The sequence below is a fragment of the Treponema phagedenis genome (assembly GCF_008153345.1).
Classification (GTDB): domain Bacteria; phylum Spirochaetota; class Spirochaetia; order Treponematales; family Treponemataceae; genus Treponema; species Treponema phagedenis.
In genome coordinates this window covers 2019980-2046446 of the sequence record NZ_CP042818.1, presented here as the reverse complement: position 1 = coordinate 2046446, position 26467 = coordinate 2019980, and the positions used below count along the sequence as shown (strand labels likewise).

The following is a 26467-nucleotide window of genomic DNA, read 5'->3' as shown; positions in this document are numbered from 1 at the left end:
CGTTACGCCCATAAACGGGAGTGTTTTAACGATGAGCAAGAAAAAACGAAAAAATAAACGTCTCAAACAAAAACGCAAGACAAAAAACAGGCGGGTTATCTCAATTCTACCAACAGGAGAAATGAGTAAGCTATTAGCAGAACCGGCCGTATGCGAAGGCGAAATGTTATCGGAAGCGGCGGCTAATCTTCTTAGGGCAAGTATTCCGCTTAACCCGCTAGCAACAGAGGAGCGAATACAAGAGCTTAAGCATGAACTTGAGCCGATGGATTGTATTTTTGCCGTTAAGTATCGGACAAGCCGCAGCGGGAAGGAATACGCCGACAGCGCATACGAGGAAATCGTCAACACTATTCTTACCGCCGATGTTTTTGTGCCGGCGTGCTACGGGCACCAATCGCAGGCAGCCGTAGTATACGAAGGGCGTCCGCTTATGGGTAGCGTTATAGGGGCATTACTTGATAAAGCGACAGGTACTGTTTACTACCGCATAATACCTGACAAGGGGGAGAAGGCAGCCGATATGCGCAGGTGGCTTAAAAACAAGCAAATCAACGCAATATCAATCTGGGGGTATCCGACGTATGAGAGCAGCGAAAGTAATACTGTAGTAGGTTATCGGCTTTTGTCCGTTGATTTTGTGCCGCCCGGTACGCAGGGGCAGGAAAACGTAGGGCTTGCAATCGGGCAGATGGCAGACATGAGCTATTCAGAATTTCGGCAGAAAATACGCGCAGTGCTTGAAAAAAAGTATACAGACTATGTATATGTCGAGGATGTATACAATGAGTACATAATAGCCGAACATGAAAATCAATTTTACAAAATCCCATATCAAGAAAATCAAGGGAATATTCTTTTAGGCACGGCAAAAAAAGTGCGCCGTGTTACTACATATGAACCGGTGGAGGTAGAAATGGAAAACATAACGAACGATGCGCTTTTGGGGGAATTGAAAAAGCGCACAAACGAGGGGCGGCTTTCAGCAGAGAAGGCGGCGGGGGAAATGGGCTTAAAGCTTGAGGACGCTGAAAAGGTAAGAACTCTTGAGGCGGCAAAAACAGAGCTTGAAGCATTGCAAAAAGCAGCAGGAGAGATGGGTTTAAAACTTGATGAGGTTTTAAACACTGCAAAAGCTGCAAAAGAAAAAGAGCAAACAGAAGCTAAGCTAAAAGCGCACGGCGAAATGGTTGAGTCTTTGAAGGTTGAAAAAGGGCTTGTTAAAGATGGTAAGCCTACAGGCGAGATGGCGGCGATGGTTGATAAGTTTGCTCATATTACTATCGGCATGACGAGAGAGCAAATCGCAGGCGAGATGGACAGGGTTATAAACGACGCTGACATTCAAAAGCTTGTGCAAGGCAAGTCCGCACAACCGGCAATCGGGGAAATGGGCGGGCAAGCGGCAACAAGCGGCGATGATGAGATTATCAGGTTTTAAGATTAGGGGGTAAACATGGTAGGTGAATATAAATTGCGGTCAACGGTTAAAGCCGTAAAAATCACAGATGTAGAAGTGCCGGCAGGACAAAAGCTTGAAGCGCACGGCATCGTATTTATCGGGGAAAAGGTTGGAGTTGTCGTTGATAAAATTGACGATAAGACAATCACAGTCAACATTGACACACAGCGGGAGTTTACGACAGACACTTTTGACGAGGCAAACTTGCCGAAAGTTGGGGAGAAACTTTTCCTTGACGGCACAGGCAAACTAACAAAAACATCAGACGGTAAGTGGGTTGGGTATTTTTGGAGCAAACTCAACAATCAAATCGCTTTTTCATTACGCAGCTAAAAACATGAGGAGGTTTTACGAGTTATGGAAATTATAACAAAACAGTCAATCCGTGATAAAAACAAGGCGGAGAAACAGCAAATAAAAGCGCATTACTCTGTTCCTGGAAAACCTGAAGGGGAAATGACTTTTATGCACACAGGCGAAGGGGCGAAAAAGTTTTTTACACAGGCGATGTTTGACGGGCTAAGAGCGGCGGAAGGTGAGATGATGGCAGAAGAAAGCATACGGGCTTTTGTCCGGCAAACTGTTCTTGACATTACATCTGCCGCAGCGGAAAACCCCGCCCTTTTTACGGAAATATACGACGTTATTACAAACCCCGCATTTTCTGAAATGGTAGAGGTTAGGGATTTAATCGGGTTACAGGCGGCTTTCGGTATTGTAAGCGACGGCGAAAGCGTGCCGCTTGCAGGCTTTAAAGTCGGTAAAATGGAGGCGGTCAGACTTCTAACGTATGCGCTCGGTTATTCTATTTCAAAAGACTGGGTAGCGTATAACAAGTTATGGAAGATAGAGCAGGCAAACAAGGCAATAGGCGTTGCTTATACCGCTGTTCTTGACCATATGCACCTATCGCCAATTATCGAGGGAAAATACGAAAAAGAAGCTGTTACCGAAAAGGTAGCAGGCAGCACAGACCTTGAAACAGTATGGCTTACCTTGCGCAAGGGATTAAAAGACGCATTAAAGCGAAAAGCAAAAAGCGGCTACAGACTTCGCCCTTCTATTGCTCTTTGTAATACGGCGACGGCGATGGATGTAGAGGCGGCTATAAGCGGCTTGCTGCAAAAGGGGACGCAGCTTGGCACACTCGGGCAAATACAGAAAGTACTTGCCTATGACGGTTGGGACGGCGAAGTAAACGGCAGAGTTTACAATTTCCCCGCACCGAAAGACGGCGAAGTATTTTTGATTGAGCCTCGAAAGAGTTTTAAGGCTCTTGTAAAAACGGATTTAACAAAGCTCGAACAGAAGGGCGACATTATGAGACTTTCCGAAGTTGACGTTGCCGCGTTCTTCCGCAGGGCTGTTGTTGCCGATATTTCCGGCTCCGTACAGAAGGTAACTATTGCATAAGATGAGGGCGGGGAAACCCGCCGCTTATCATGTGATATAAGGGGTGAAACAATGAATAAAGAAATAAACAAAGTAACAATGACATTCAGCAGAACAGCTAACGGCTGGTATGTTGAATACACAGCGGAAGGGGAGCGGCATGGCTACTCTGTTCCGTGCGATGGTGAATGGGAAAGTCTTAACCCTGTTTTACATGGTGTTGCAGCTCCTTTTGTTGCAAAAGAGAAAGACGGCAAGGAAAAAACAGCGGTTCAGGCTAAAAACAAAAAAGAAACCGTAACCCCTGAAGCAGGCTAAGGGAGAAATAAAAGAGTATGACAATCACAGCCGAATTAGTGCAAAGAATACGGGCACTTCTCAATGAAAAAATACCGAATGGCGGGACGGCGGCGGATACTAATTTTGCCGATACAGACATCGCCGCCGTTTTGCAAATTGCGGAAAGCGAAAACCATGCTCTTTTTATTTTATGGACACAGAAATCGAGCCTTGTGCAGAAAGACGCTAATTTTATTAAGCGCATTCAAGCGGGAGGCGAAAGCGTAGAGCGATACACGGCTGGCGATTACGCAAACCTCTTCTTGAAAATTGCACAAGGCTACAAAGATTTATGGGAAGCGGAAAAGAAAAACAGTTCGCCTTCTTTTTTAATGTTTAACAAAAAGGATGATGCGTTATGGTAAGCGAGTTTGACATTTCGGCATTGCGAAAAGACACAGAAGCGATTATTGCCATAAACCCTTATGACGTTGAAATAACACGGCGTGAAGAAACAGAAGACGGATACGGGAATATAAAAAAAATAGATACAGTATTACCAAAACAAAGAATGCGCATTGCGGAACTTTCACACAAAGAAACGGAACGCCTCAAGCAGGAGGGCGTATTTAAAAATCACGGTGTAAACATTACCGCCTTACATGATGCGGATATTAAAAAAGGCGATAAGTTTACGTTTTTGGGGAACAGGTATAAGGTTGTATTTATGCGGGCAATTACAATCGGCGGATACGAAAAAGAAAACGGATACAAGCTGTCGGGACACGCAGAAGAACTCGAGGAGGAAAGCTAATGGAAGGGCATAGGGCTAATATTGAAAAAATGGCGGTGCATATTTTAGAAGCTGCCGAACGAGTAGCGCAAGAGACAGCCGCAGAAATGGAATTATACGCAAAAAGCAATTTTAAATGGACGCCAAGAACGCATCATGCGAATGAGTGCTTGCGAGGCAAATGGTCGAGAGGACAGCAAGGCGGCACAATCACACACGAAGAAGTAAGTGCGGAGATATGGCAGGATTTATACGGATTAAAGGGGGAAGAGTACGGCTATTGGCTTGAGAATGCAAAACGCTTTCACGGCAAATACGCTATTTTGCAAGAAACCGCAAATGTTCATGCCGGCATGTTTTTTAACGGCATGATGGATGCTATTAAATCGGCAATGGAAAGAGAAGGGCAAGGGGATTAAGAAATGCGAAAGGCTTTATATGCTGCATTAAAAGAAATAGCGGAAGTGTACAACACGGGGCGGACGCAAAAAATAAAGGGAAAGCCTTTTTTAATTTTAAGTTTTGACGCAGAAATAAAAACAAGAATGGGCAATTGGACAACATTCAGCGTTTTCGTTTTTTGCGAAGCGGGGGATTTATCAAGCCTTGATGAAACATGCGAAAAAGTAATAAAGGCTCTTGATAAAAAAGTATTACATCGAGTCGAGGATGCGTCATCTTTTGTTGTCAATTACACAGGATGCGGAACTGAATACGTAGAAGATGAGTTTTCCGCAGTGGCGAAACAGTTACATTTTAGAATTCCGTCGTTTGGGCGGGATTTTATGTAGTATAGATTTTAACTTTGGAGGTTTATAGGTTATGGAAGAGAGAAAACCGGAATATGCCTACTCGGTAGGGATTACAGGGTTTGCCTTACTCAATCGAGATGGTAGTTATCCGACGCCTAACGATTGGGAGCATAAGGACAAAAGCGGAAACAAAATAAAGCACAAAGGCGGCATTGTCGGGGGTGCTGAAAAAATCAACATTGCCGGATGGAGCGATGAAGATTTAAAAGTTGGGGTTGTTTACGGTGTTAGAAGGGGAGAGTTTACGCTCACCTGTACCGCTGCAAACGAAGAGGCTGTTACTATTGATGAAATGGTAGCGGATTTGAATACGGCATTTAAAACGCTTGAGGCTGAAGGAATAAAACTTAAAGCAGCGAAAACACCGAAAGGCAGCGATTACGATGATGGCTACTTGCGTATTACAGACGCCGCAATAGGCGAGGACGCATTACCATTCTATGCGCCCATCGGTTTTTCGGGACGTCTTGCAAAGACACTCGGGATAAACGGTTGGGTTTTCACGAGAGAAGCAAAAAGCGTTAAAACTGATTTTGAAAAAGAAAGCGGGAAGCGTGTAGACGCAACAAGCGGACACGGTATTCGCTGCTCTGTAAAAGAGCCGGACAAAATCAAAGGTTCTAATCTCACGATTAGCGCAGCAGCGATGGACAACCAAACGCTTGCGATGATTACGGGGAATACATACAACGAGGAAACAGATGAGTTCTTTTATGACAACACAGGAGACCCGCCTAACTTCGCATGTATGTATTTTGTAATGCAGTTTTTAAGCGGTGTAAACACAAAAACAAACTTCGCAAAAATGAAAGTATTCTGTTTGCCTTCTTGTCAGGTTGCTCCTTCCGGAGAAGAGGCGGGAGAAGATAACTTCGGAACAAAAGAGATTACAGGTTCGGGCGGCGAAAACAAACGCAGCGCATTGCCGCTTTTATTTCACAAAGGTATTAGTGCAAACGACTATAGGAAGTTTGTTGACGCAGAATAATGATTTTAAAACGGGCGGCTTACTTGCCGCCTTGTCTTTTAATTTTTTTTAAGGTGGGAAAATGTTACAGAGAATAAAAGAATATTTTCAAGAAAAGAAAATAATTAAAGACGCAATCAAGAAAACAAAGAATAGAGAAGGAATAAGCCTTGCCGAAGACTTAGCAATTGATACATGTGAGTGGGTCGATTTGTACTGGAACGGCAAAAAACGAAAGTTTTTTATTCATGAAATAGATTTTCAAGAATTGTTAATGTGCGGAAGGTTCCCAAATGTTATTTATCATTTTTCAAAAAGACTATTTAAAAAACTACAGGCGGATGATGAAGACTTAAAAATACCCGAAGGAGATATTAAGCGGATGCAAGAGGAGGAGGCGGAATTTAAGATAGAGCTTGCAAGGCGGAGCATGGTTCAGCCTCTGTTTCAAGAAGTATACGATGCGATTTTAAAAATGCGAAGTATGAATGAGTCGGATGTAGCAGACGTAATACCGCCTGATTTTTTAAATGACTTATTTTTATGGTACTTAAAAACTTTGGACGAGAACATAAAAAAAAACTCGGAAACATTGATTTCGAGCGCATTGGTAGAAATGCAAAACAATGGAAAATAAGACCGAGTAGTTATTTTAAAAATTTAAATGACTATGAAGCGTTTGTTGTTGATGAGGCATGTATCGTTGCACTTGAACTTGATAATCGATATCAAGCGCGGTTAAAAAAAGAAAATGAAGAAGAAAAGAAAAAAAAGCAAGAAGAAGAAAAAAGGCAAAAGCAATTTAACGCGGAGATGGACAAGTATTTTGCGGAAGAGGGAGATGAGTATTAAAATATGGCGAATGTATCAATAGGCAATTTATATGCATCCTTAAGTTTAAAAAGCGAAAAGCTGAAAAGCGGAGCGATTGAAGCTGAAGGCGTCATGCGCAAGCTTGAAAAAGACATTGATGATATAAAGGACGCTATTAATAATAAACTTGCGATGATAGGGGCTACATTGTCCGCAGGCGTAACGCTGCCGCTTACTCTTATGGGAAAGAGTGCGCTTGATACCTTCTCTCAATTTGAGCAAGCCATGCAAAATACTTTTTCCGTTATGGGAGCGACGGCTTCCGAAATGGAAATGCTCCGTAAAAAAGCGGAAGGCATGGGAGCTGCGACCCGATTTAGTGCAAGCCAAGCGGCAGATGCTCTTTATAGTTTAGGCTCGGCAGGACAAAGCGCAACCGAAGCGGCAGCAAGTCTTGACGGTGTATTAAGCTTAGCAGGAGCGACGGGGAGCGATTTAGCCTTTACTTCAGAAACAATAACATCAACATTATCACAGTTTAACATGGAGGCTTCAAAAGCGTCGCATGTCGCAGATGTATACGCAAAGGCAATTAGCAAGAGCCAAGCGAACATGACAAAACTTTCGTATTCAATGCGGTATGTCGGGCCTGTTGCATCCGGACTTGGGATAAGTTTAGAGACAGCAACGGCAGCTTTAATGCGCCTTTACAATACCGGTTACGGCGGCGAGATGGCAGGTAACTATCTTAAAAACGGATTGCAAAGATTAGCAAGCGGCGGGGAAGACTTCAAAGCAAAACTTGACGCCATCGGGCTTAGTTATGACGAAGTAAACCCTAAAACCAACAACCTTGCCGACATTATAGAACGCTTACGGGAGAAGCAAGTAGACGTAACAAAGGCGAATGAATTATTCGGAGATGCGGCAGGCGGCGCAATGCTTAAGCTTATTGAAGGCGGAGGGGAAGCAATACGAACAATGGATGGGTTGCTGCAATCTTCACACGGAACGGCGGAAGAAATGCAGAAAATGCAAAATACTTCTTTTGCAAATACAAAAGATGAATTGTCATCGGCGTTTGAGGCGGTGCAAATTACGCTTACCTCTAATGTAATACCGGCGGTTGACATGGTGGCGAAGGCATTTACTAAAGTATTACAGTTTGTCAACGAGCTGCCCGTTGGGGTGCAAGTAGCAGGAACGGGATTAGCGACAATGGCGGCAGCGGCGGGACCTTTATTGCTTGTTGCCTTGAGTGTAAAGAAAATAAAGGCGGAAATGGCAGCCCTCAATGTTACGATGATGTCTAATCCGATATTCCTTATTGGCACGGCAATTGCGGCGGGGACGGCTTTAGCATTAGGAGCGATTGCACAAATACGAAAAGCAAATGATGATTATATACACAGTGCAAAACGGAGTATTGATGATATTCGGAAAATGCAAGATAACGCCCTTGCTGAAGGTAATAAGGGGCGGAAGATTAACTCACTTTTGGATGAGTATGAAACGCTCAAGAATAAAACAACAAGAACGGCCGATGAACAAGCTCGATATAATCAACTGTTGGCAGAATTACAAGAGCTTGTTCCTGATGTTGTAACAAAACTGAACGCGCAAGGGGAAGCATTTATTGAGAATGCGGAGAAAGCTCGAGAGGCGGCACGGCAGCAATTAGAAACAGAGAAAGCATTAAACGATATGGCACTTGTAACGACAAGAGCAAAAGCAGAACATGCCGAAGCGGTTATTGCAAAATACAAAAATAAACCGAAAGAGCTGCAAGCGCAGTTAAAAATTGAAACGGAAAATGTAAAAGCGGCAACATTACTATATCAGCAGATACAAGCAAAATACGAAGAGTTTAAACATTTGCAAGAAGCGGGAAGAGAAACCGCCGCCGCAAAAATAAGAGAAGAAATTCAGCATCTGTATCTTTCAAATAACGGGGTACAAGCGGAAGGCGGGGTATGGGATTATGGCAATGTAAAAAAAATGGTAAAAGCGTTTGAAAAACATCTTAATACGGTTACTGGTAAACAACAGAAAACGCTGAGATTATATGAGAGCATTAAAAACGCTGTAGAAGAAAATATTGCAGCAAAGAAAGAGCTGTTAGATTTAGAAGCAAGGAGCCTTGCAATTGCAAAAGCTCAAGGGGAATTATCAGAAGAAGCAAACAAAAAAGAAACAGCAAAAACACGTCAGCAGCACGCAGATACTTCTTGGGACGAATATGAGACAAGAAAAAAACGATGGGAAAAAGAAAAGAAAGAAGCGGTCTTTTTAGGACAGGAATTTGATGAAGTTGGCAAGAAAATAGAATTCTTGCAAGCAGAAATAGGCAAGCTATTACATCTTAACGCTGCCGATGTTGCAGATGGAGTTTTTGCGCTCAATTCAAAAGAGCTTAAAAAATTAAAGAAAGAGCTGGATACCCTTCTTAAGCTACAGGGAAAAAATAAAAAGAATGGCAGCGGCGGCGAAAAATCAAAAGATTTGCAGGCACACATTGATGAGCTTGATAGTTACTATCGCAAGCGTATTTCAATGGCAAAAGAATACGGCTTGAATGAAGCAAAAGAAACAGAAAAATGGTTGAAAGAACGAAAGGCGCTATTAGATAAATACGATAATGAAAAAGAACTCCGGAAAAAAGAAGCAGGGGGAAGCGGTATAACTGTTGGAGATGAAAAAAAACGAACAGAGTTTTTAGGTTATGCCGATTTTACAAAATATCTTAATGAGCAAAAAGAATTACAAAAAGAACTGGATAAAACAAGAGAAAATATAGAAAAGACGAAAGCATTGCTTGCGTCAAAAGGGCAAGACCTTACACCGAACGAAAGGCGTGCAGCAAAAGATTATTTAGAAGACTTACAAGAAAAAGCAAACAAGTTAGAGATAGAACTAAAACAATCTCAATTTACATTGGCAGAAATTGATAAAACTTTAGAAGCTATTGAGAATTGTAACAAGTCTGATTTTGAACTAAAGCTTATTAATATCGAAAAAGAAAAAGAGCGATTACTGCAAGTCATAGATGAGGCAAAGAAAGCAGGGAAAATAAGCGAAGAAGAAGCGGAAAAAGCGAAGAAAAAAGTTCAAGAAAAAACAAAAAAGGACAAGCAAGGCGAGTCAGTTAAAAATGCTGATCCATACGTAAAGGGAGCAATTGGCATTGCAAATGCGATTGCTGATGTTATCGCTGATGCGATTGAAAAAGGTGGCGTTGACGGTCTTACCGCTATAGCAGCAGCAGGAGAGATTATCGGTCAAATTGGGGATATGGTCGGAAACTCTGTGGCAAAAGCTGTCTTGGGGGTAACAAGTGCGGTATTCGGAATAACTACAAAAATTATGGGCGCAATCAGGCGAAAGAATGCTGCATATTCAGCAGAACAAAGAGAGAAAATGAAAAATTTTAATCAGAAAGTACAAGAAGGAATAGAAAAAAATATCCGCAGAGCAAGTGAAATCGCAGGGGAAGTGCCTAAAACACTGGCAAAAGCTTTTAGCGGAAAAAAACTGTCAATCGATAGTATTTTTGATAGTCAATCAGTGGAACTACAAAAGAAAAAAATAGACTCATTTCTTGATACAGTAAAAGATTTAAAAACTGAATACCAAGAAGGGGTGACAAAACAAAAAACGGTAAAAAAGTATAGCAAGTGGGATCCGCTGCATTGGTTTGGGTGGGAAGAAACAGAAAATTATACAGAATACACAAACTTTACGGTAGCGCAAGTTTTAGAACAGTATCAAGCCGCAATGGATAAAGGAGACTATCAAGCGGCGATGGGTTGGAGGAATTTTGCGACAAAGGCTATAAAAAAAGGATTAGCAGACGCAGGGCTTGCAGGCAAAGATATTGACCCGATTACCAATTATTTAGGCTCTCTTGATGGAGCATTAGCGGAGTATGTAAAACATCGAGATATGAAATCTTTTAAAAAAGCCTTAGAAACGCAGCTTTATGATGCGTTGGCAAACAAAGCGGTTACAAATGTTATGTCAGGGCGGATTGGTCAAATTTTTGCACAAGTTGAAAAAGGGACTATTACTTATGAAGAAGGCTTAAAGAAAATTGAAGGCATCGGAGATGAGGCGGCGAAGATTTTCGATGAGATGAATGAACGATTTGGACTTACTGCCGAAAAAGCAAAAACAGAATGGGAAAAAGTCGGGGATGCAATAGCTTCTTCTCTTACTCAAGCCTTAGGGGATGCCGCCTATAAGGCGGACTGGGGAAGCTTTAAAAAAGCTTTTGCGAATGAAATGAAAAAGGCAATTATTCAATCGTCTTTAGAAAGCGCCGGTGTTAAGGCAAAAGTGGAAGCGATTATAAACAGTCTTATGGAAGATGGGAAAATAACATCGGAAGAAATAAACAAAGGCATACAAGAGCTACAGCCGATTTACGACAATATGGAAAAAGTGATGGCGGAGGTTGCAAAAGCGACAAAGGCTCTCGAGGGCGGCGTTGAAATACAAACGCATAATTCAGGTACTATCTTTCAGCAATTATCCGGTGCTGACAGAGATTTTCTTTCGGAAATATTCAATGAGGGACTTTCAAAAGTAAAACAAACATTTGATTTTGATACTTTTAATGTGCAGCAATTACAAGCGACGCAAATTATTATCAATTCAATGACATTCAATTCCTATAATGGGGTTGTGAACATTACCGCAACCGAAAGTACCGATTTGCGGGCGGTACTGACAGAGATAGTAGAGGAAGCATTAGCGGGGTAGTGGAATGAGAATATATGCGGATGGAAAACAGTTAGATATACCTGTATGGATTACGGCAACAGATAATACAATTACCGTTAATACCCCCTCTACTAAAATAAACGATAGGGACGGTGAGTATTTACAAGGCGGCACCTATTACGCAGTCCGTATCTTTAACTGTTCGGGGAATATTCCCACAGATAAATACAAAGATGTTGAGCACGAGCGCTCTCGGCTTTTTAATTTGCTTGTGGGAAAAGAGCTGCACGTATACAGAGATGATGACGATGATATTTTTTATAAATGCAGGTTAGAGGGAACTGTAAAAACAACATATAATGATGGATTTAATCTTGCGAAAGTTTTTAGCATTAGTTTTCAGTTAAAGGCAATTGAGCCTTTCGGATTTGGTGAAACAGTTATAAAAAAAATTCACGCACTTGAACAAAAAGAAACAATACATTGTGAAGGAAACTATCCGACTCTTCCAGAAATAGAACTTTCAGGCATCGCAAGCGTCAAAGGATTATTGTTAGAATCTGGCAATACATATCTTGAGGTAAGTAGTAAAATTGATATTCCGATAGGGGATTCACTTATTTATAAAAACGGATTATTGTTTTTAAACGGAGAGGACATAACAATAAACTTGACAGATCGCTGCATCCTTAATCCGCTTACCTTTCAAGCAGGAAAAAATAAACTCAAAATAACCATAACCGGCGGAACAGTGAAAATAACATACAATGGGAGATATATGTAAATGGTTATATTGTATGATAACAACGGGAAGCGTCTTATAAAAGGACTTGATATCGGATGGAGCTTTAGTCAAAAAAGAAACAAAGAAGGCACCGGTAAATTAGAACTTGCTGAATATCCTGTAAATGCTAAATATGTAACGTTGTATAAAGATAAAGAAAAAATAAAGGATATGGTTATATCCGACAATGCAAGCAACAATAAACAAACAACAACAAATATTAGAACGCTTGAAAGCCTTTTTAAAAATTATAAAATACCGGAGAGCTGGCACGGATGGGATGATAAGCCGCTTAATTTTGTTTTATCTGATTGCATTTACGGCTTTGATTATATCCGCCGTTCAACCTTAGAAGATTTTACGAATTATATCGAAAAAGTGAATATTGATTTAAATAAAATAAAAGACGGCGATATACATTTACAGTTTCATGAAGTGGGAGATGCAATTCAATATTATGAGGAAGGCTCTATCACGTTTGCGTTTGATTGTGGGGATGTTGTAAGTGATAGGTATATTAGATGGACAGCGTCTATCGGAGAGAAAACGTATATCGGAGTACAGTCCGTCTCATCGCATAATCCGATAACAAATATAGGACAAGTTGATTTTTCACATGCGCCGATTTTGACCGCTAACAGAGGCGTTGAAGAAGATAGCAGTATTCGTGGCGTAAAAATTGCAAGCGACAAGCGGTATGTTGCAGTCCGTTTTATTCTTAAATATATCAATGCGGACTGGACACAAGATTTCGCGACACACAAAGTTTACAACGAACATAATATACTTGTTGACAGAACTGTCAGAGGGTTTACACCGGTACTCCGTGCATTTGAAATTATTACACGAAAAAAAACCGAGTTCAATCTAAAGTTTATTCCGCCAGAATTGCAAGATTTAGTAACGGGTTTGGAATTATCTAATTGTACCCTTTGGGAAGCGATACAAAAAATACGGGAAAAATATACTTTCGATACACGCTGCTACTTTGAAAAAGGTACGGTATATTTTGAGTTCAATGCTTCTTTTGTAAAGAATAAAATAAAACAAGCAGATTTTATATTGCGAACAAGTGATAAAAAAAATACGCAGCTTAACAATACTAATATAAAAGAGCTGAAAACAAATGTTCAGAAAATAAATGTTTTACACTGTTACGGCGAGGGGGAAAAGCAACAGCGGCTCTATGTCCGAGTTCCTGGAGTTGGGACATATGATGGGATGCCAACCGTTGAAGATATCTTTACTGACACAAAAATAAAAACACGGGAAGAATTGCAAAAAGCGGGGCTTGAGAGGCTGAAAGAAAAGCGAGGGGATGACAATCCTATCTTTGAAGTTGAAACATTACAGCCGATACGCCTTTTTGACAAGGTAAGTTTAGTGCATCCTGAAACAGAAACCGTATACAATGTAATTGTAGAAGAAGAAAGTATTGCGTATAAGGGCGGCGTCTTATCGCAAAAGTTTGGACTTGGCGGATTTTTGTTTAATCCGTTTGATAAGCTTGTACAAAAAAAACCGACAGACACGGACACAAAAATAATACTTCCTCCGCTTGGAGTTACTGCTACTGCAAAAGATACTTCAATTGTCTTAGAGTGGGAAGGTGCTGCGGAAGATTATGTTATTCAATGGAAAGAAAAAACGCAAAGCTATTATAATTACCGGACAGTAAATCAAAAAAAAGAAACCTTTGAGCGCCTTGAAAACAATAGTACGTATTTATTTAGCGTTGCTGCAATTTTTAATGGGGTGCTTTCTCCATACTCGGCAGAAATCGAGTGTACACCGACAAGTGACAAGGTATCCTTCCCCGCTGAAACAGAATCTCTCGCCTTCTATCCGGCAGACGAGACGCCGCAAGAATTACCCGAGCCCGACCCGTCATATACAGCGTGGCAAAAAAACATAATCGAATATGAATGCTCGGGAAAGACGATAATTGAAATGACTTTTAAAGAGGCGTTACACGATTGCATTATTTTAAACGGAACTTTAGAAAATGATTTTGTGTTAAAATTATTTTTTGATGAGGCAAACGGAAACGGCACAAAATATTATTTAATTATTTTTAAATTAGAAGGCAATTACAATTTAACAATTACAACAGGAATAAAAAACACACGCAGTGTTACGCATCCGATTACAAACGAAACATACGGGCTCGGCTGTTACGTTGTTGTTGATAGAAAAGGAAACGTATTTCATTTTAAGGGTGAAAAGGGAAGCGGAAGTTTCGGGGATATCGACACAACAAACATAATAAACGATGAAGACTTTTTTATAATCGAGCAGGACAGAGAAGCTAAAAAAGCGGACAAGGTTACAACGCTTACCGCAATTCAAAAATACGACAGCCCGATCGGGGAAATAAAAACATTTTACGATGATGAATACAAGCATGGATTTTTGGAATGCAATGGTGCACCCTTTAGCCCTGATGTATTTCCGGATTTTACCGAGTATGTAAAAAACACCTTTCATTTAGGAGTTGATACGCATACCGGCTGGCCGTTTCGCCCGCTTTTAAAAGACTCTGATGCTTTTTCCTCTCCTTTGGGAGAGATAAAAACATTTTACGATGATGAATACAAGCACGGATTTTTGGAGTGCAACGGGTTACCCTTTAGCCCGTCTGTGTTTCCTGAATTAACGGAATATGTCAAGCGGATATTTAAAACAAAACAAGACAAAGCTACCGGATGGCAGCTTCGCCCGCTCATCGAACGGACGGACGGGACTAAGGTGTTTATAAAAGCCGTAACCGACAGCGGCAAAAAAATATATATTAAAGCAGTACAGGGGGTATAGTATGGCTTACACGAATGAGGCATTAGGCAAGGCATTAGAAGATTTGACTATTGCGTATAACAATTTTCTTACAACCTTAAAAGGCCAAGTAGTGGCGACGATAAGCGACGCGGTCATTGAGGAAATTAAACAGGATGCAAGAGAGCATATAACGCACGAGCTAAGTGAACAAAAGGCAGCGCTTGAGCGGGCAATTGAAGCGGCAAAAGAAGCGATGGATAAAAGCGCCGCAGAAGTGGGAAAAAAATTCAACGATGAAGTTGAAGAGAAGCGACAAACAATCGCCGATTTGCTTGAAAAAGCAAAAGAAGCACTGGATACAAAAGTTGCGGCAACGGTACAAGTTATCGATAACAAAGTATCTGGTCTTAAAAACGAAATACAGCAAACAATTACTAAAAAAGTTACTAGTGAAGTTCAAGGGTTAAAAAAAGAGTTTATAACACTTGATGCGCTTGCAGGACAAGGCGATTATACTGATAAAGACCCGCAAAAGGGACTCGGTGTTGTTAAAACGACAAACAGAACGCCAAACATGGCTGAATGTGAAAAAAACGAACCGTGGGCTGCGAGTCCTAATTGGGTATATAATTTGTTACTTGGAAATTGTTCAGGGGATGTAAATGCGAAAATTACCGAAGCAGTCAGAGAAAAGATTAAAAGTGACAATAATTGTTTTTATTACAGAAAGTCAATTTATGAATCGGAAATTGATAGTACTATTTTGTCGGGAATGTATCCTGTTATGTATAAGAATTACACCGGAGCCTTGTTGGTGTTTGGGTTTGGTGGTTCGGTTGGCGTTGTGCAGTTTTTAAAAAATTATTATGAAGGGAACGAAAATTGGCAGTTTAGAAATGCTATCGACGGCGATACATCTCGCTGGACGCCGTGGCGCACGTTTGCAGCAACTGATAATTTGCCGACTAAAGCAAGCAACAATAAACTCGGGCTTGTAAAAACGGTATCGGGGACACCAAAAATGTCGGATGTCGCTCTGGGAATCGAATACGCAGCAACACCTCAGTGGGTATATACCTTGTTGAGTAGGTATGGGAGTGATGCTATAGATAGCCAGGTAACTAACGCTATCAGAAACCGTAGCGGAGTTGATCACATGTTTATCGCGCTTTTCCAAAATACTGTTTATTTGCAAAGATATAAAACCCATAGCGACTATACTCCGGCACCAGACAAAATCTTTAATTTCCCAGGTTATCGATGGAAAAATACGGATGTGCAATTAAAAAGTAATTACTCAATGATTTTTTATTGTTGGAAATTAGAAAAAATAGAAAGATAGGGAGTAAACAAATGGAATACTTAGAAATTAAAGACAACATTGTAATTGGTCATTACTGCGGCGAAATGCCGGAGCCTAAAGAACCTGATATTGAATACCGGATAATTGACGGGTGCTATGTCAATATCGGAGACGATGTTCGCATGTATGCGGATTTGGATAAGGGCGTATTAAAGCCGCTGAAAACGCTTGTGGATGAAAAATTGATTGAAGTTCCTGAAGGAAAAAAACTCAACGATGAAGGTACCGAGTTTATCGACATGACCGAAGCGGATAAGGTGAATGCGGGACTTGTTGCTTTGCAGGCGGACGAAAAACTTGAAGGCGATGTAATTGTTAAAAAAACGCAGGAAGAGTTATACGCTGAAGGAGTTATTTCAAAAGAGGAGTACAACACTTATATTGACGGATTGCGAGAAGCGGCGTACCGGAGCGAAACCGACAAGCTGGGGTTAGAAGTTTTGCGCGGCGAGTTAGATAAATCTGTATGGCTTGAAAAAATAGCGGAAATAAAAAACCGCTATCCAAAAGTATGTTAAGGAATAAAAGCATGGAAGCGATAAATTATGTAGGAAATCAAAACTTGCAGATGCCGAAAGATGCGCAGATAGTGCCGGGTGTGTCGGGCAATGCGATGTATTACCCCGCAGGAAAAGGCACGGCGGCGCTTGCAGGCGACAGAAACGAGCTGTCTGTTTCGCTATGGCGGCGATGGGATGGGATTGTGAATAGAGACGCTGAGCGGGGAATTTTCCGCTTTAAAAACCTATATGTATATTTTGACAGCAAAACGGAATTATTAACGGTTGAACTTGCAGGCGTTAAAAACATGAGTGCTATTAAAGACGACCGGCAGCAAACACACTGGTGCTTTGTGTTTGCAAAAAATAATTTTTTCAGCGTGTACAAAAACGCACGGCTTTTATATAAAATTGAAACAGGAGATTATCCAATAGATTTTTCAGAAGGGTTTGAATTAGGCGGCGGACATACTCATGCGATATTTGATGAAATTCGCATTTATAAAGCTGTTTTACCGCAGTCAGATATAAACGGACTGTATTACTTGGTAACTAAAGGTACTAATACCAAACATATCGAGTCAGTTGTAAATAATAACATGGCGGGCAATGTTGCATCCTACACCCCGAAATACTTAGGAGCATGCGCAACAGTGCCGCCTCATCGGACGGTAGTAATAACGAAGGGGGAACAGCTGGGCGCCGTTGACGCAAACAAGGGCGACTGGGTACTGATGACTAAAAACACAGGCGGCTGGAAGCAGGGCGTTTGCTACCGATGGGAAGGCAGCAGGTGGGTAAATTTAGAGCCGGTATATAACTATGACCAGCAATACCAGTGCTGCCTTTTGCACTTGATGGAAATACCGGAGCTAAAAGAACAGACCGGACATTTTGGCGCAATACTCTGCGGGGCGCTTGTTTCGCAGCGGGCATTGATTGATGAGCTGGTAGCTAATCAGGCGTTTATTAAAAAGCTGGTGGTACAACAGTTACGAATAGATAGCGACCCGAACAGCAATCAGGATTTTGAAGCATGGTTTGACGAAACGAACGGATTGAAAGTTAAAAACAAAGGAGAGTCAATTTTTAATCTTAGCCCATCCGGAGAATTAACACTTTATAATAAAATACGTTTTGATAAAGCGAAGGAAACGTTAGCCGATAGTATTGTTTATCAAAATGCTAAGGACGAATCCATAAAATCAATATATGACAGATACGGAGAACAAATTGGGAAAATCGGTTATGGGCTTCTTTATGGTGATAGGATAAAAAGGTTTTCAATAACAAACAAAAAATCATCAAATAAGGCATCATACTATTGCTTTCTTTTTGTTGGAAATTCTATATTTGGAGAAGGTTTTTGGTACGAATTTATAGTAAACTATGATTTATACGAAATTATTTTTGAAGCTGAAAATAAAACATATAAATTTTGGGCTGAATACTATCCTTCACTTCAATATCCAGATGACGGAATGAAAATTATTCTTCCGGATCGTTCCGTACAGAAAATATTCTGGTTTGATGAATTAGCGAAAACAGGAGGATGTAATAAAAAAATATATAAAACAAAGGGAACAGGAAGAGCATTTTGGAATGCACGAGCTGGTCTATCTGGTGTGTACAATATTAGTTTTACACCTGGAACAGAAGTGACTTTTGGAGAAGCAGTGAATGGAACGAGTCCCCCTGCAATAACACTTTATCAATCAATTATTTATAAAGGTTCCGATATGTTTTTTTTAGAAAACATTCCGTCTCAAAAACCGCTTTTAAAAAATATGGTATGGAATGATAATGGGACATTGAAACTGAGCTAGAAATTTTAAAACTTAAGTGTTGAATAAATTGTTTTTCTTGTCACGGTTGCAAATTTTAAGAATGTATAATAAAATTAGGTATGAAAAAATTATTATTTCTTTTCAGCACTATATTGTTTGCTTTTTTCTTTTTATCATGCTCTCAGAATGTTTCTCAAGATAAAAATTCATTGCTTGGAACATGGGAAGGTATTTGTACAGCCCCTTATGATAAAAGCAGCCCAGTGAAGGCGATCTTTCAAGAAGATGAATTTTATTTATATGATTCACGATTTTTTATAGATCAAGAAACAAACGCTGGGTGGTCAATGGTTGTGAAGCACTATTATACTGTAGACGGTAATACTATACACGCAAAAGCGAAAAATCTTTATGGGTATAGAACGTTTGACGATTTTGATATTTATTACTTGATAAAAGGGAAAACGCTTATTTTAGAGTATAATATCAAATATTATGGTCAAGACATATTAAAAACGTATACATTGAAAAAGAAGGAATAAAAGTATGAAAAAAACGATGTTTGTTTTTACTACAGTTTTTTTAGCGTGTGTGTTAACTTCATGTAATCCGCTATGGAATATTCCAAAGCAGAAAAGACCATTAATTGGTACTTGGAGCGGCACATATCGCTATTCTTATGAGGCGTATGGTCAAGAGCATGTTTATGTATTTGAATTTGAAAAAGATAAAATTATTATAACCAAATGGCCGGAAACATCTAAAAATCAGGATTTAACAGAAAAAAAAGTCATAACTTATACGTATTCAGTTGATGGAAACGTTATACGGGCAAAACGAGAAGGTTATAAAGAATATGGAAATGATCTGATTTTGTATATACCATTTTCAATACAAGATAATACACTGACACTGGTATTTTTATCACCAAATTTTGTAATTGATAAAGAAGAACTTGTAATTGACAAAGTATCTTTACTTAAAACACTTTAAGCTTTTTTATCAATTTTTTTCTCTAAATGCTCTTCCCTTTTTATCATGAAGGGTTCCTAAAATTATCTTAAAGCTAATAATGTATGATAATAGAACGTTCTTGTAGTTCAGGTTTTAGAATAATGTTATCGTTAGCAGTCATTGCTTTAAGCTGTAACTGTGCAGAATTAAATACAGAAATTTCTTTTTCTTCATCCCTTGCGATGGTTAGTTTATCAATTAGATTATTTTGATCAAACAAGACAACATCTTCATTTGTTTTATTATAAACTTTAAAAAGCATGGCAACGCTATCCAAAATTTGATATTCATTTTGTGATATTTTCTTTAAAGAATGCCGATTGATACTTGCCAATTTTATGTGTTTATCATCATACATTGTTACGACGATTGATTCTCCTTTTTTTAATGGAAAGATTACATCGCCAACAATTTTCTTACTATCCTCCTTAAAATTCCGCAAAGCAACTACAGCATCATAGCTAGAGTTATTTTTAATAATTACGTCAGCCGTTTTGTTTGTTTGGCATCCAAAAAGACCTAAAACGCAGATCACAGCACCTAAAATTAAAACCATCTTTTTCATTTTACGACCTCTTTCTTAAATATCGTTATTAGTATTTTACTTGTTTAACAAAAACTGTCAATATTATTATTCCGGTTATAAAACTTCTTCCCTTGTTTTGTGTATGCTTAATTTGTGTTACGTGCGGCTTGTCGTTATAATGCGAGTAACAGGAGTGTTAGAATGGAAAAAGCAGCGGGGATACCGCCTATCGGGTGGGGCGTTATTTTAGTTATAGCCTTCCTTGTTTTTATCGTGATTATGATGAAGGGCATCCGCTTTGGGATGGGCGATAAAAGCCTTTCTATCGGGAAGATGGACGAGAAAATAGAGGACATAAAACAAGATATTGAGTTAAAAGAAAAAGAGGCGGAGCGGAAAACGGCAATGGTGATGCACGACGAAGAATTGCGGAAAAGTCTTTTTAAAAAAAGCATGGATATTGACGCACACTTAACCGCCGATTTGCGGCGATCGGTGCGTCGTATGGATGAAAAGATAGCGACAATGTTTGAACCGTTTATCCATTGCCCTTTCCCGTCAATATCTACAATCAACATTATTAAAGATGAATTGAACGAGCGGCTTGACTACAACAACATGCGGGAGAAGTTAAGCGGCGATGAGCGCAGGGCGTATCTAAACGATATCCTCAAAGATATTAGAGATGCCTACTCAACATTTTTATTGCGTATATCAAAAGTATCATGTGGCGAAAAATATCCTGAATGGGCGGAGGTAAAAAAACCCCTAGAGCAGCTTATATCAGAATGGGAGGACGAAGTTATTGACCTTTTCACAAAACACATTGAAGAAAAAATCCGCATGTATGAAATGTCAAAGCGATATTTTAAAACAGATGAATACATAGAAAACAGTATTGCATATCCAATCGAAAAAAATAAAAAATACTTATCAAAATTGAAAAATGTCAGTGTCAAAGGAAGTGAAGGGGGAGTAAATGAGCTTAGATGAGTTTGTAAAAAAATATCTCGGGAAAAAAGTAGACTATGACGGGCATTACGGCGCACAGTGCGTTGACCTTTTCCGGCAGTACTGTAAGGACGTGCTGAAAATCCCGCACACAGGCGGAGTAATCGGCGCAAGCGAGTTATATACAAAATATGAAAAGCTGCCGCTAGAGATGAAGTATTTCGAGCGAATACCGCGTACAAAAGGAAAGCCGCAAGCAGGGGACGTTGCAGTTTTTATGCCGACAAAAGGGAATAAATACGGGCACGTGGCAATTGTTATCAGTGCCGACAAGGAAACACTGACCGTATTTGAACAGGATGGCTTTGCACAAACGGGGACGTATATTGTTACCCGATCGTATACCTATATTTTAGGTTTTTTGCGAAAAAAGGAAGGGATTGGATGATTGTCGGTAGATGTTTTGTATTATTTCTTTTATTCGGTTTTGCATTTGCTGCGATATTTTTAAACCTGTTTTCAGGAGAGGAACATGAAAAATGAAAAGATTATTTTTTTGCTTGCTTGTCTGTTTTTGTTTTCCGGCTGCTGCACACGAGGCGGAATACACAATCTCGGAGACGGAGCTGATAAGGTTAGAGACAATCTGTCAAAACTTGGAGACGAGCAAACAAGCGCAGCAATTACTAATACAGAGCTTGAGGGAAAAATTGAACAAAGCGGCGAGCTTGCAAGCGAGCTTGAAAAATCAATTACAGACGGAGCGGGAGACATTACAGAGTTTAAAAAAATCCTACAGCGCATACGAGAGCGAGGCACAGGCGGCACTAAGCAAAATGACGGAAGACAATCACAAAAAGGAATTGAAAATTGAAAAGCAAAAGCGGACGATTGTGATTTTGTCAGCTGTTGCAGGAGCGGCTTTTATTGCACTCGGTGCGATGGTGTTTTTGAAGGTGAAGAGGGGGTGGCGGTTTTAGGAGAGCATTGTTTAACAATATCGGAAATCTTAAATTTATTAAAACGAGCTAATATTTTCAGGGTATTAGCCCTAATGTAATGTTGCCCATTCTCTATTATTACATCAAAAACGAATATGCCTTTTCCTGAATAATAGAAATATGATACTGTGTACCATAGGCTTCTTTCATCTTTTCTACTTCCGCTTGCTATTTCTTCTCCGATAATTTTTATATCTTGCAAATATTTTAAAACACAGTCAAATAATAAAATCTCTGACATTATGCAACCTTATAATAATTCCCAGAAGCGGAAAACGAATTATCTTTATCAAAGCTAAGAGGCAGGCTTGAAAATGTTTTATGAATTATTGAAAGTCTCGTAAATTCTTCAAAAAAGTCAGCCATCTGCTTAGAGTGCGTTACATATTCAGTAGATACTTTTGTTTTAGCAAATGAAATAAAGTAATTAAAAATATTATGCCCGAGTCTGCGAATTGCTTCATCTTCTGTTTTGCCTGAGGCTAATATTCCGAAATTAATAGCAATAGCTTCATATATTCCGTCTTTTGCTAAAGATACCATGAAAGGCTGTAGAGCGATATTCGTTTTAGTATTATGTATAGCGATAGATATCATTCCAATCCCAACAAAATGAAAATCCTTAATCGATAGTTTTGTTCCCATAGTAATTCTCCTATATTATTTATATTACCATAAAAACAATTGTTTGTCTCTATGTTATTTCTTTATTTTATTTACAAAAGCCGATTACAAGCGGTTCCTTCGTTCATGCTACTCAGTTTCGGCGAGATTGTAGTGTGTCTAGGGAAGGGTTATTGTATTGTGTCTACCTCATCGGCAAGTTCCAGTAGTGCGTTTTTTATCTTTTGCAGTTTTTGAGCGTTTTCAGTGGTTTGTCCGGTTACTAAGTATTCTACTGATACATTAAGTGCTTGAGCGATTTTTACGCATTCATCTCCTCGCAGAATATTCCCGTATTGGCGAGCGGAAGTGTAGGAATTATAGTTTATTCCAACCTCTTCGATAAACGCTTGTAGCGTAACTTTTTGTTGAGACTTAACCAGTGTTTTTATTCTCTCATAAAAAAAAGAGGCATTATCACTCATATAAGTAATTATCGGTTAAAAAATACAAAAAAATATCTTTTTTAAGCAAAAATATAGTTGACTATTTATTAAAACAAGTTATAATAACTATATAATAAACTTAAACAAGTTATTATAAGCTATCAATCTTACGGACTACTTCAAGCAATGTGTTTTTAATATTTTGCAGTTCCTGTGTGTTGTCAGTGGGGGCACCGGTTACGAGATACTCAACCGACACCCCGAGAGTTTTAGCGATTGTGTATACTTGGAAAGCGTCAGGGAGTTGGTTTGCGGCAATCCATGTTTCTATCGCACGGGGCGCGAAGCCGCAAGTTGTTGATAATCCCCTTTGAGTTGTGTGGCGTTGCTTTATAAGGCTTTTTATGGTTTCCCAGAAAGATACAATGTCCATATTGTAATTATCGGCAAAAAACACAGTAAAAACTGTAAAAAAACTATTGACAATTACAATAAATGGTGTATTATAAATATATAAATTACAGTGTTTACTGTAGTTTGTTCATCAATTACAAGGCGAATGTTCGCCCGTTCATGCTACTCAGTTTCGGCGAGGGCGTAGAATGTTTAGGGAAGGGTTTATAAAGGGATATTGAAGAATAGCGCTTTTTACAGGATTATAATACATCCGGTAAAAGATTGCCGAATGTGTCATTTTGCGCCTTTGCGATTTTCTGAAAATCATCTTGCATTTCATGGTCGGAGTAATGATTGAGCATCGCAAGGGTTTTGTGCCCTGTTTGTGATTGTAAGAGTTTATCTTCAATTTTGCCTTTCATGTGGGATGCGTAAAAGTGCCGCCAACCATGGAAACAGTATTTTTCGCTTTCTTCTTTACTCATCCCTATGTTTTGCAGTGCAGCTCTAAGTTCAAGAAGAATCAGCTTACGGTCAATAGGGTTGTCTGCTCTCGCCGTTGACCAAAAAACATAGTTGTCTTCGCTATAAGGATGGGGCGTATTATTTACCAAGTCGATTAAGCTTTGTATTAAAAATCGCGGCACTACAACAATACGAGGTTCTGTATTTTTAGGTACTTTCAATTTATCAATAGGGCTCCAAGAATTACGTAAGTATATGCAGGATTCTCCCAAGTCTTTACGTCTTAGCCCTTGAACTTCTCCAACACGGAGCCCTGTAATCATTGCTAGAAGGTTTGCAAGATACGCCCTTCTATCATTCCATTTGGCTTGAAAAACAGCTCTTACTGTTTCCGGAGGAAGAATATCCCGTTTTTTTGTTTTTCCACCAAAAAAGACCAATCCAGCCATAATGTCATCTTGAATAATTTCGTTGTCATATGCATATTTTAAAGCAGTGCGTGCGGTTCTTAGAATATTATTTTTTGTACCAAAAGAAATGTTAAGTGGTTGTAAAACAATATCTATAAAATTTTTAAAGTCTTTTTTTGTTAAAGCTCCTAATGCTTTGTCTTTAAAGAAGGAAACATAGTATCTATCAATACGCGTATTTTGTATATACACATAAGTTTTGTGTATACTTTTTTCTTTTCGTCTTTTTTCTTTGAGCGCCTCGCTGTTGTCCCAGTCCCAATATTGCTTTAAATAATCGATAAATGAAATATCGTTTGTAGCATCAGGCAGTACATAGGTTTTCAGTAAGCCTTTTTTTTGTAAAATCTTTAGAATAAGTTCTGCCTCTTCTTTTGTGTTTATTTCAGTCTGACACAAATTGACAATAGTTAAGATTTGCAGGCTTTTTTTCTGAGTTGTCCCGATTCCGTTAATGAGCCAATCAATAGCTACTTTTAAAGCTTCCGCTTTTGTTTTCTCTTTGGTGCTGTATTGAGTCGTAAAATATTTTCCCGTCTTTTCGTTTTTAAACCTGACATAGTAATAAGGCGAATTCTTGCGTTTAAACAAGGTAAAAGGATAGCCCCGCATTTAGTCTCCACATTCGCAAATTAATCTTATTTGTAAGTGTCATTTTAAGTGTCAATTTGCGTTTTTATGGTTTTGCAGAGCCTTGTAGTGAAGGTATCTGTTTGCTTATATAATGGTAGATACTATAAATTATTGAATTAGTCAATAGGGATACAGGAGCTGTTTTCGTAATCATTTCCAAACGAAAAAATACACACCGATATTCCAGCAAAAGTGAATACAGGCAGCTATGAGCAGGGCACAAAGAACAGAAATCCCTTTTTTCCGCACTGCGAGAATGAGCATTCTAAACATTGTCCCCATCACAAAAGCAAACACTACGGCGCCTATGCCGAGATACCGATGAGCCGCAGCAAATAGCAAGAGCGGGAAGCATTCTATTATAACTTTTTGTCCAAAAGATAGTGAAGTGTTGACCGTTTTTAAAACTAATTTTCCCCGTTCGGGTAAATACCAGCGATATAGCACTTCCTCATATAACGCAAAGAAAAACACCCGTAAGGCAAAAAGCAGTTTTTCATAACTGCCTGTCGGAACGGGAGGAATAGCAGCTGCCTTTTCCATAAAAATAGGAAGCCCACCCAACACTAAAGCCACAGCTAAAAACTCAATTAAAATATATATATGCGGTACCTGCTTATTCATCTTGTAGGTGTGATTATACGGTGCTTTTCCGTCTTGGGCTAGTGCAGTGTTTTTTTGATACCTCAATCAGTTTTTAATTCATTTCATTTTATAAAAATGAGTTCGACACGGCGCAACGGCGAGCAATTTACCATAGGAATGCTTAAATCCACAGCCCCTTATTGTTGATACCCCGATTTTTATAACAGGAAGTTAATTACAAAACGTTACATTAGTATAACGTTTTTTTTGATACCTCAATCAGTTTTTAACACATCGTATACAAACTCAAAAAAATCTAAGTAGCTTGAACAAAACAGTACTGCAAAAAAATCACCTCTTTAAGCAAATAGTCTTGAGAAGAAAAAGACAAAAAAAAGACCGCTAAAAAAGCGGTCTTTAAGGTTAGACTATTTTGCGTTTTTAGCTGCAGCAACAACTGCGCTCAAGTAGCCTTTAGTGTCTACCAAGGTAGCTCCGGAGACTGCATCCATAGCCTTTATATTGCTTTTATTTGCCACATCTTCAACTTCCGCAATAGTTTTTCCTATGCAGAAAGCTTCGATAGCATCAAAGTTTGCAGCAATAGGCTTTGTTGACTTACCATGCTCGGCCATCAACTTGCTATAGAATTCTGAGTTTACTCTCTTGGAAGCGGGAACTACGTTCTCGTCTTTGAAGTTCAAACTCATAGTTTTTTCGCCCTTGTGCTCACTGTTGGGAACTCCTGCCGTGATGTTATTCTTGTTCATGAATTGATATTCATCCAAAAACTCTCCTTTCACAGAACATGAGCATCATTAACGTGGATGCCTTATATGCCAATATCACATCATTTACATTTCCATTATACAAATAAAACAAACACCCCCATCGGGTTAATTATACTTCATTCAAATTTTTTAGTAAA

The 26467-nt window shown here is 39.4% G+C and carries 30 protein-coding genes; 22 read left to right on the top strand and 8 right to left on the bottom strand.

Going from position 1 to position 26467, the window contains the following annotated elements; genetic code table 11:
- Positions 1-121 precede the first annotated feature (121 nt).
- The 19 genes from FUT79_RS09065 to FUT79_RS08975 all read left to right on the top strand — a co-directional run bounded on the left by FUT79_RS09065 (position 122) and on the right by FUT79_RS08975 (position 19442).
- Entirely contained in the window at positions 122-1441 is a 1320-nt protein-coding gene (locus tag FUT79_RS09065) for a hypothetical protein (protein ID WP_244951081.1), read from the top strand.
- A gap of 15 nt (positions 1442-1456) precedes the next feature.
- On the top strand, positions 1457-1795 hold the full coding sequence (locus tag FUT79_RS09060; RefSeq protein ID WP_044634250.1) for a capsid cement protein: 339 nt from the start codon (positions 1457-1459) through the stop codon (positions 1793-1795).
- A 24-nt stretch (positions 1796-1819) separates the two neighbouring features.
- Entirely contained in the window at positions 1820-2875 is a 1056-nt protein-coding gene (locus FUT79_RS09055; RefSeq protein WP_148884526.1) for a hypothetical protein, read from the top strand.
- Between the two features lie 51 nt (positions 2876-2926).
- The gene (locus FUT79_RS09050) at positions 2927-3172 is read left to right on the top strand and encodes a hypothetical protein (RefSeq protein ID WP_024751938.1); all 246 of its coding nucleotides are present in this window, start codon (positions 2927-2929) and stop codon (positions 3170-3172) included.
- Positions 3173-3189: 17 nt separating this feature from the next.
- Positions 3190-3558 carry a hypothetical protein gene (locus FUT79_RS09045; RefSeq protein ID WP_024751937.1) on the top strand — a complete coding sequence of 123 codons (369 nt, stop codon included), beginning with the start codon at positions 3190-3192 and terminating at the stop codon, positions 3556-3558.
- Positions 3552-3947 carry a hypothetical protein gene (locus FUT79_RS09040; protein ID WP_024751936.1) on the top strand — a complete coding sequence of 132 codons (396 nt, stop codon included), beginning with the start codon at positions 3552-3554 and terminating at the stop codon, positions 3945-3947. The genes FUT79_RS09045 and FUT79_RS09040 overlap by 7 nt, the downstream gene beginning before the upstream one ends.
- Positions 3947-4345: a hypothetical protein gene (locus tag FUT79_RS09035; protein ID WP_148879782.1), complete on the top strand. Its 399-nt coding sequence runs from the start codon at positions 3947-3949 to the stop codon at positions 4343-4345. Before FUT79_RS09040 ends, FUT79_RS09035 begins: the two co-directional genes overlap by 1 nt.
- A 3-nt stretch (positions 4346-4348) precedes the next feature.
- Positions 4349-4717, top strand: coding sequence for a hypothetical protein (locus tag FUT79_RS09030; RefSeq protein WP_148889557.1), 369 nt, complete (start codon positions 4349-4351; stop codon positions 4715-4717).
- A gap of 31 nt (positions 4718-4748) precedes the next feature.
- Positions 4749-5726, top strand: a complete 978-nt coding sequence (locus FUT79_RS09025; protein ID WP_148889555.1) for a hypothetical protein — start codon at positions 4749-4751, stop codon at positions 5724-5726.
- Positions 5727-5787: 61 nt separating this feature from the next.
- Positions 5788-6342 carry a hypothetical protein gene (locus FUT79_RS09020; RefSeq protein WP_002695947.1) on the top strand — a complete coding sequence of 185 codons (555 nt, stop codon included), beginning with the start codon at positions 5788-5790 and terminating at the stop codon, positions 6340-6342.
- Complete coding sequence (locus FUT79_RS09015) at positions 6249-6557, top strand: hypothetical protein (RefSeq protein WP_024751931.1); 309 nt, start codon at positions 6249-6251, stop codon at positions 6555-6557. Before FUT79_RS09020 ends, FUT79_RS09015 begins: the two co-directional genes overlap by 94 nt.
- Before the next feature lie 3 nt (positions 6558-6560).
- Positions 6561-11279 (top strand): phage tail tape measure protein, encoded by a 4719-nt coding sequence (locus FUT79_RS09010; protein ID WP_148889553.1) that lies wholly within the window; start codon positions 6561-6563, stop codon positions 11277-11279.
- Between the two features lie 4 nt (positions 11280-11283).
- Entirely contained in the window at positions 11284-12024 is a 741-nt protein-coding gene (locus FUT79_RS09005; RefSeq protein WP_024751929.1) for a phage tail family protein, read from the top strand.
- Positions 12025-14838 (top strand): fibronectin type III domain-containing protein, encoded by a 2814-nt coding sequence (locus tag FUT79_RS09000; RefSeq protein WP_148889551.1) that lies wholly within the window; start codon positions 12025-12027, stop codon positions 14836-14838.
- A 1-nt stretch (position 14839) separates the two neighbouring features.
- A complete protein-coding gene (locus tag FUT79_RS08995; RefSeq protein ID WP_148889549.1) occupies positions 14840-16141 on the top strand; it encodes a hypothetical protein in 1302 nt (433 codons plus the stop codon).
- A gap of 11 nt (positions 16142-16152) precedes the next feature.
- Complete coding sequence (locus FUT79_RS08990) at positions 16153-16680, top strand: hypothetical protein (protein WP_187426839.1); 528 nt, start codon at positions 16153-16155, stop codon at positions 16678-16680.
- 11 nt (positions 16681-16691) lie between these two features.
- Positions 16692-18488, top strand: a complete 1797-nt coding sequence (locus FUT79_RS08985) for a hypothetical protein (protein WP_148889547.1) — start codon at positions 16692-16694, stop codon at positions 18486-18488.
- 80 nt (positions 18489-18568) lie between these two features.
- Positions 18569-18991 carry a hypothetical protein gene (locus FUT79_RS08980; protein WP_148889545.1) on the top strand — a complete coding sequence of 141 codons (423 nt, stop codon included), beginning with the start codon at positions 18569-18571 and terminating at the stop codon, positions 18989-18991.
- 4 nt (positions 18992-18995) lie between these two features.
- Positions 18996-19442, top strand: coding sequence for a hypothetical protein (locus FUT79_RS08975; RefSeq protein WP_148889543.1), 447 nt, complete (start codon positions 18996-18998; stop codon positions 19440-19442).
- A 73-nt stretch (positions 19443-19515) separates the two neighbouring features.
- Here FUT79_RS08975 and FUT79_RS08970 read toward each other — a convergent pair whose 3' ends face one another.
- Positions 19516-20028, bottom strand: coding sequence for a hypothetical protein (locus FUT79_RS08970; protein WP_148889541.1), 513 nt, complete (start codon positions 20026-20028; stop codon positions 19516-19518).
- A 162-nt stretch (positions 20029-20190) separates the two neighbouring features.
- Here FUT79_RS08970 and FUT79_RS08965 point away from each other — a divergent pair, with 162 nt between their 5' ends.
- From FUT79_RS08965 to FUT79_RS08955, 3 genes are all read left to right on the top strand, one after another.
- The gene (locus tag FUT79_RS08965; protein ID WP_024751921.1) at positions 20191-20982 is read left to right on the top strand and encodes a membrane protein insertase YidC; all 792 of its coding nucleotides are present in this window, start codon (positions 20191-20193) and stop codon (positions 20980-20982) included.
- On the top strand, positions 20969-21388 hold the full coding sequence (locus FUT79_RS08960) for a CHAP domain-containing protein (RefSeq protein WP_148878652.1): 420 nt from the start codon (positions 20969-20971) through the stop codon (positions 21386-21388). The genes FUT79_RS08965 and FUT79_RS08960 overlap by 14 nt, the downstream gene beginning before the upstream one ends.
- 84 nt (positions 21389-21472) lie before the next feature.
- Complete coding sequence (locus FUT79_RS08955) at positions 21473-21814, top strand: hypothetical protein (protein WP_148889539.1); 342 nt, start codon at positions 21473-21475, stop codon at positions 21812-21814.
- Between the two features lie 50 nt (positions 21815-21864).
- Here FUT79_RS08955 and FUT79_RS08950 read toward each other — a convergent pair whose 3' ends face one another.
- The 7 genes from FUT79_RS08950 to FUT79_RS08920 form a co-directional block, all read right to left on the bottom strand.
- On the bottom strand, positions 21865-22182 hold the full coding sequence (locus tag FUT79_RS08950; protein ID WP_148884434.1) for a hypothetical protein: 318 nt from the start codon (positions 22180-22182) through the stop codon (positions 21865-21867).
- Positions 22182-22586 carry a hypothetical protein gene (locus FUT79_RS08945; protein ID WP_024751917.1) on the bottom strand — a complete coding sequence of 135 codons (405 nt, stop codon included), beginning with the start codon at positions 22584-22586 and terminating at the stop codon, positions 22182-22184. Before FUT79_RS08945 ends, FUT79_RS08950 begins: the two co-directional genes overlap by 1 nt.
- Positions 22587-22735: 149 nt before the next feature.
- On the bottom strand, positions 22736-23029 hold the full coding sequence (locus FUT79_RS08940) for a helix-turn-helix domain-containing protein (RefSeq protein WP_024751916.1): 294 nt from the start codon (positions 23027-23029) through the stop codon (positions 22736-22738).
- Positions 23030-23141: 112 nt separating this feature from the next.
- Positions 23142-23423 carry a helix-turn-helix domain-containing protein gene (locus FUT79_RS08935; RefSeq protein ID WP_024751915.1) on the bottom strand — a complete coding sequence of 94 codons (282 nt, stop codon included), beginning with the start codon at positions 23421-23423 and terminating at the stop codon, positions 23142-23144.
- A gap of 223 nt (positions 23424-23646) precedes the next feature.
- Positions 23647-24933: a tyrosine-type recombinase/integrase gene (locus FUT79_RS08930; RefSeq protein ID WP_024751914.1), complete on the bottom strand. Its 1287-nt coding sequence runs from the start codon at positions 24931-24933 to the stop codon at positions 23647-23649.
- 171 nt (positions 24934-25104) lie between these two features.
- Positions 25105-25497, bottom strand: coding sequence for a CPBP family glutamic-type intramembrane protease (locus tag FUT79_RS08925; RefSeq protein ID WP_215905264.1), 393 nt, complete (start codon positions 25495-25497; stop codon positions 25105-25107).
- 470 nt (positions 25498-25967) lie between these two features.
- Positions 25968-26327, bottom strand: coding sequence for a hypothetical protein (locus FUT79_RS08920; protein ID WP_148889537.1), 360 nt, complete (start codon positions 26325-26327; stop codon positions 25968-25970).
- Positions 26328-26467 lie beyond the last annotated feature (140 nt).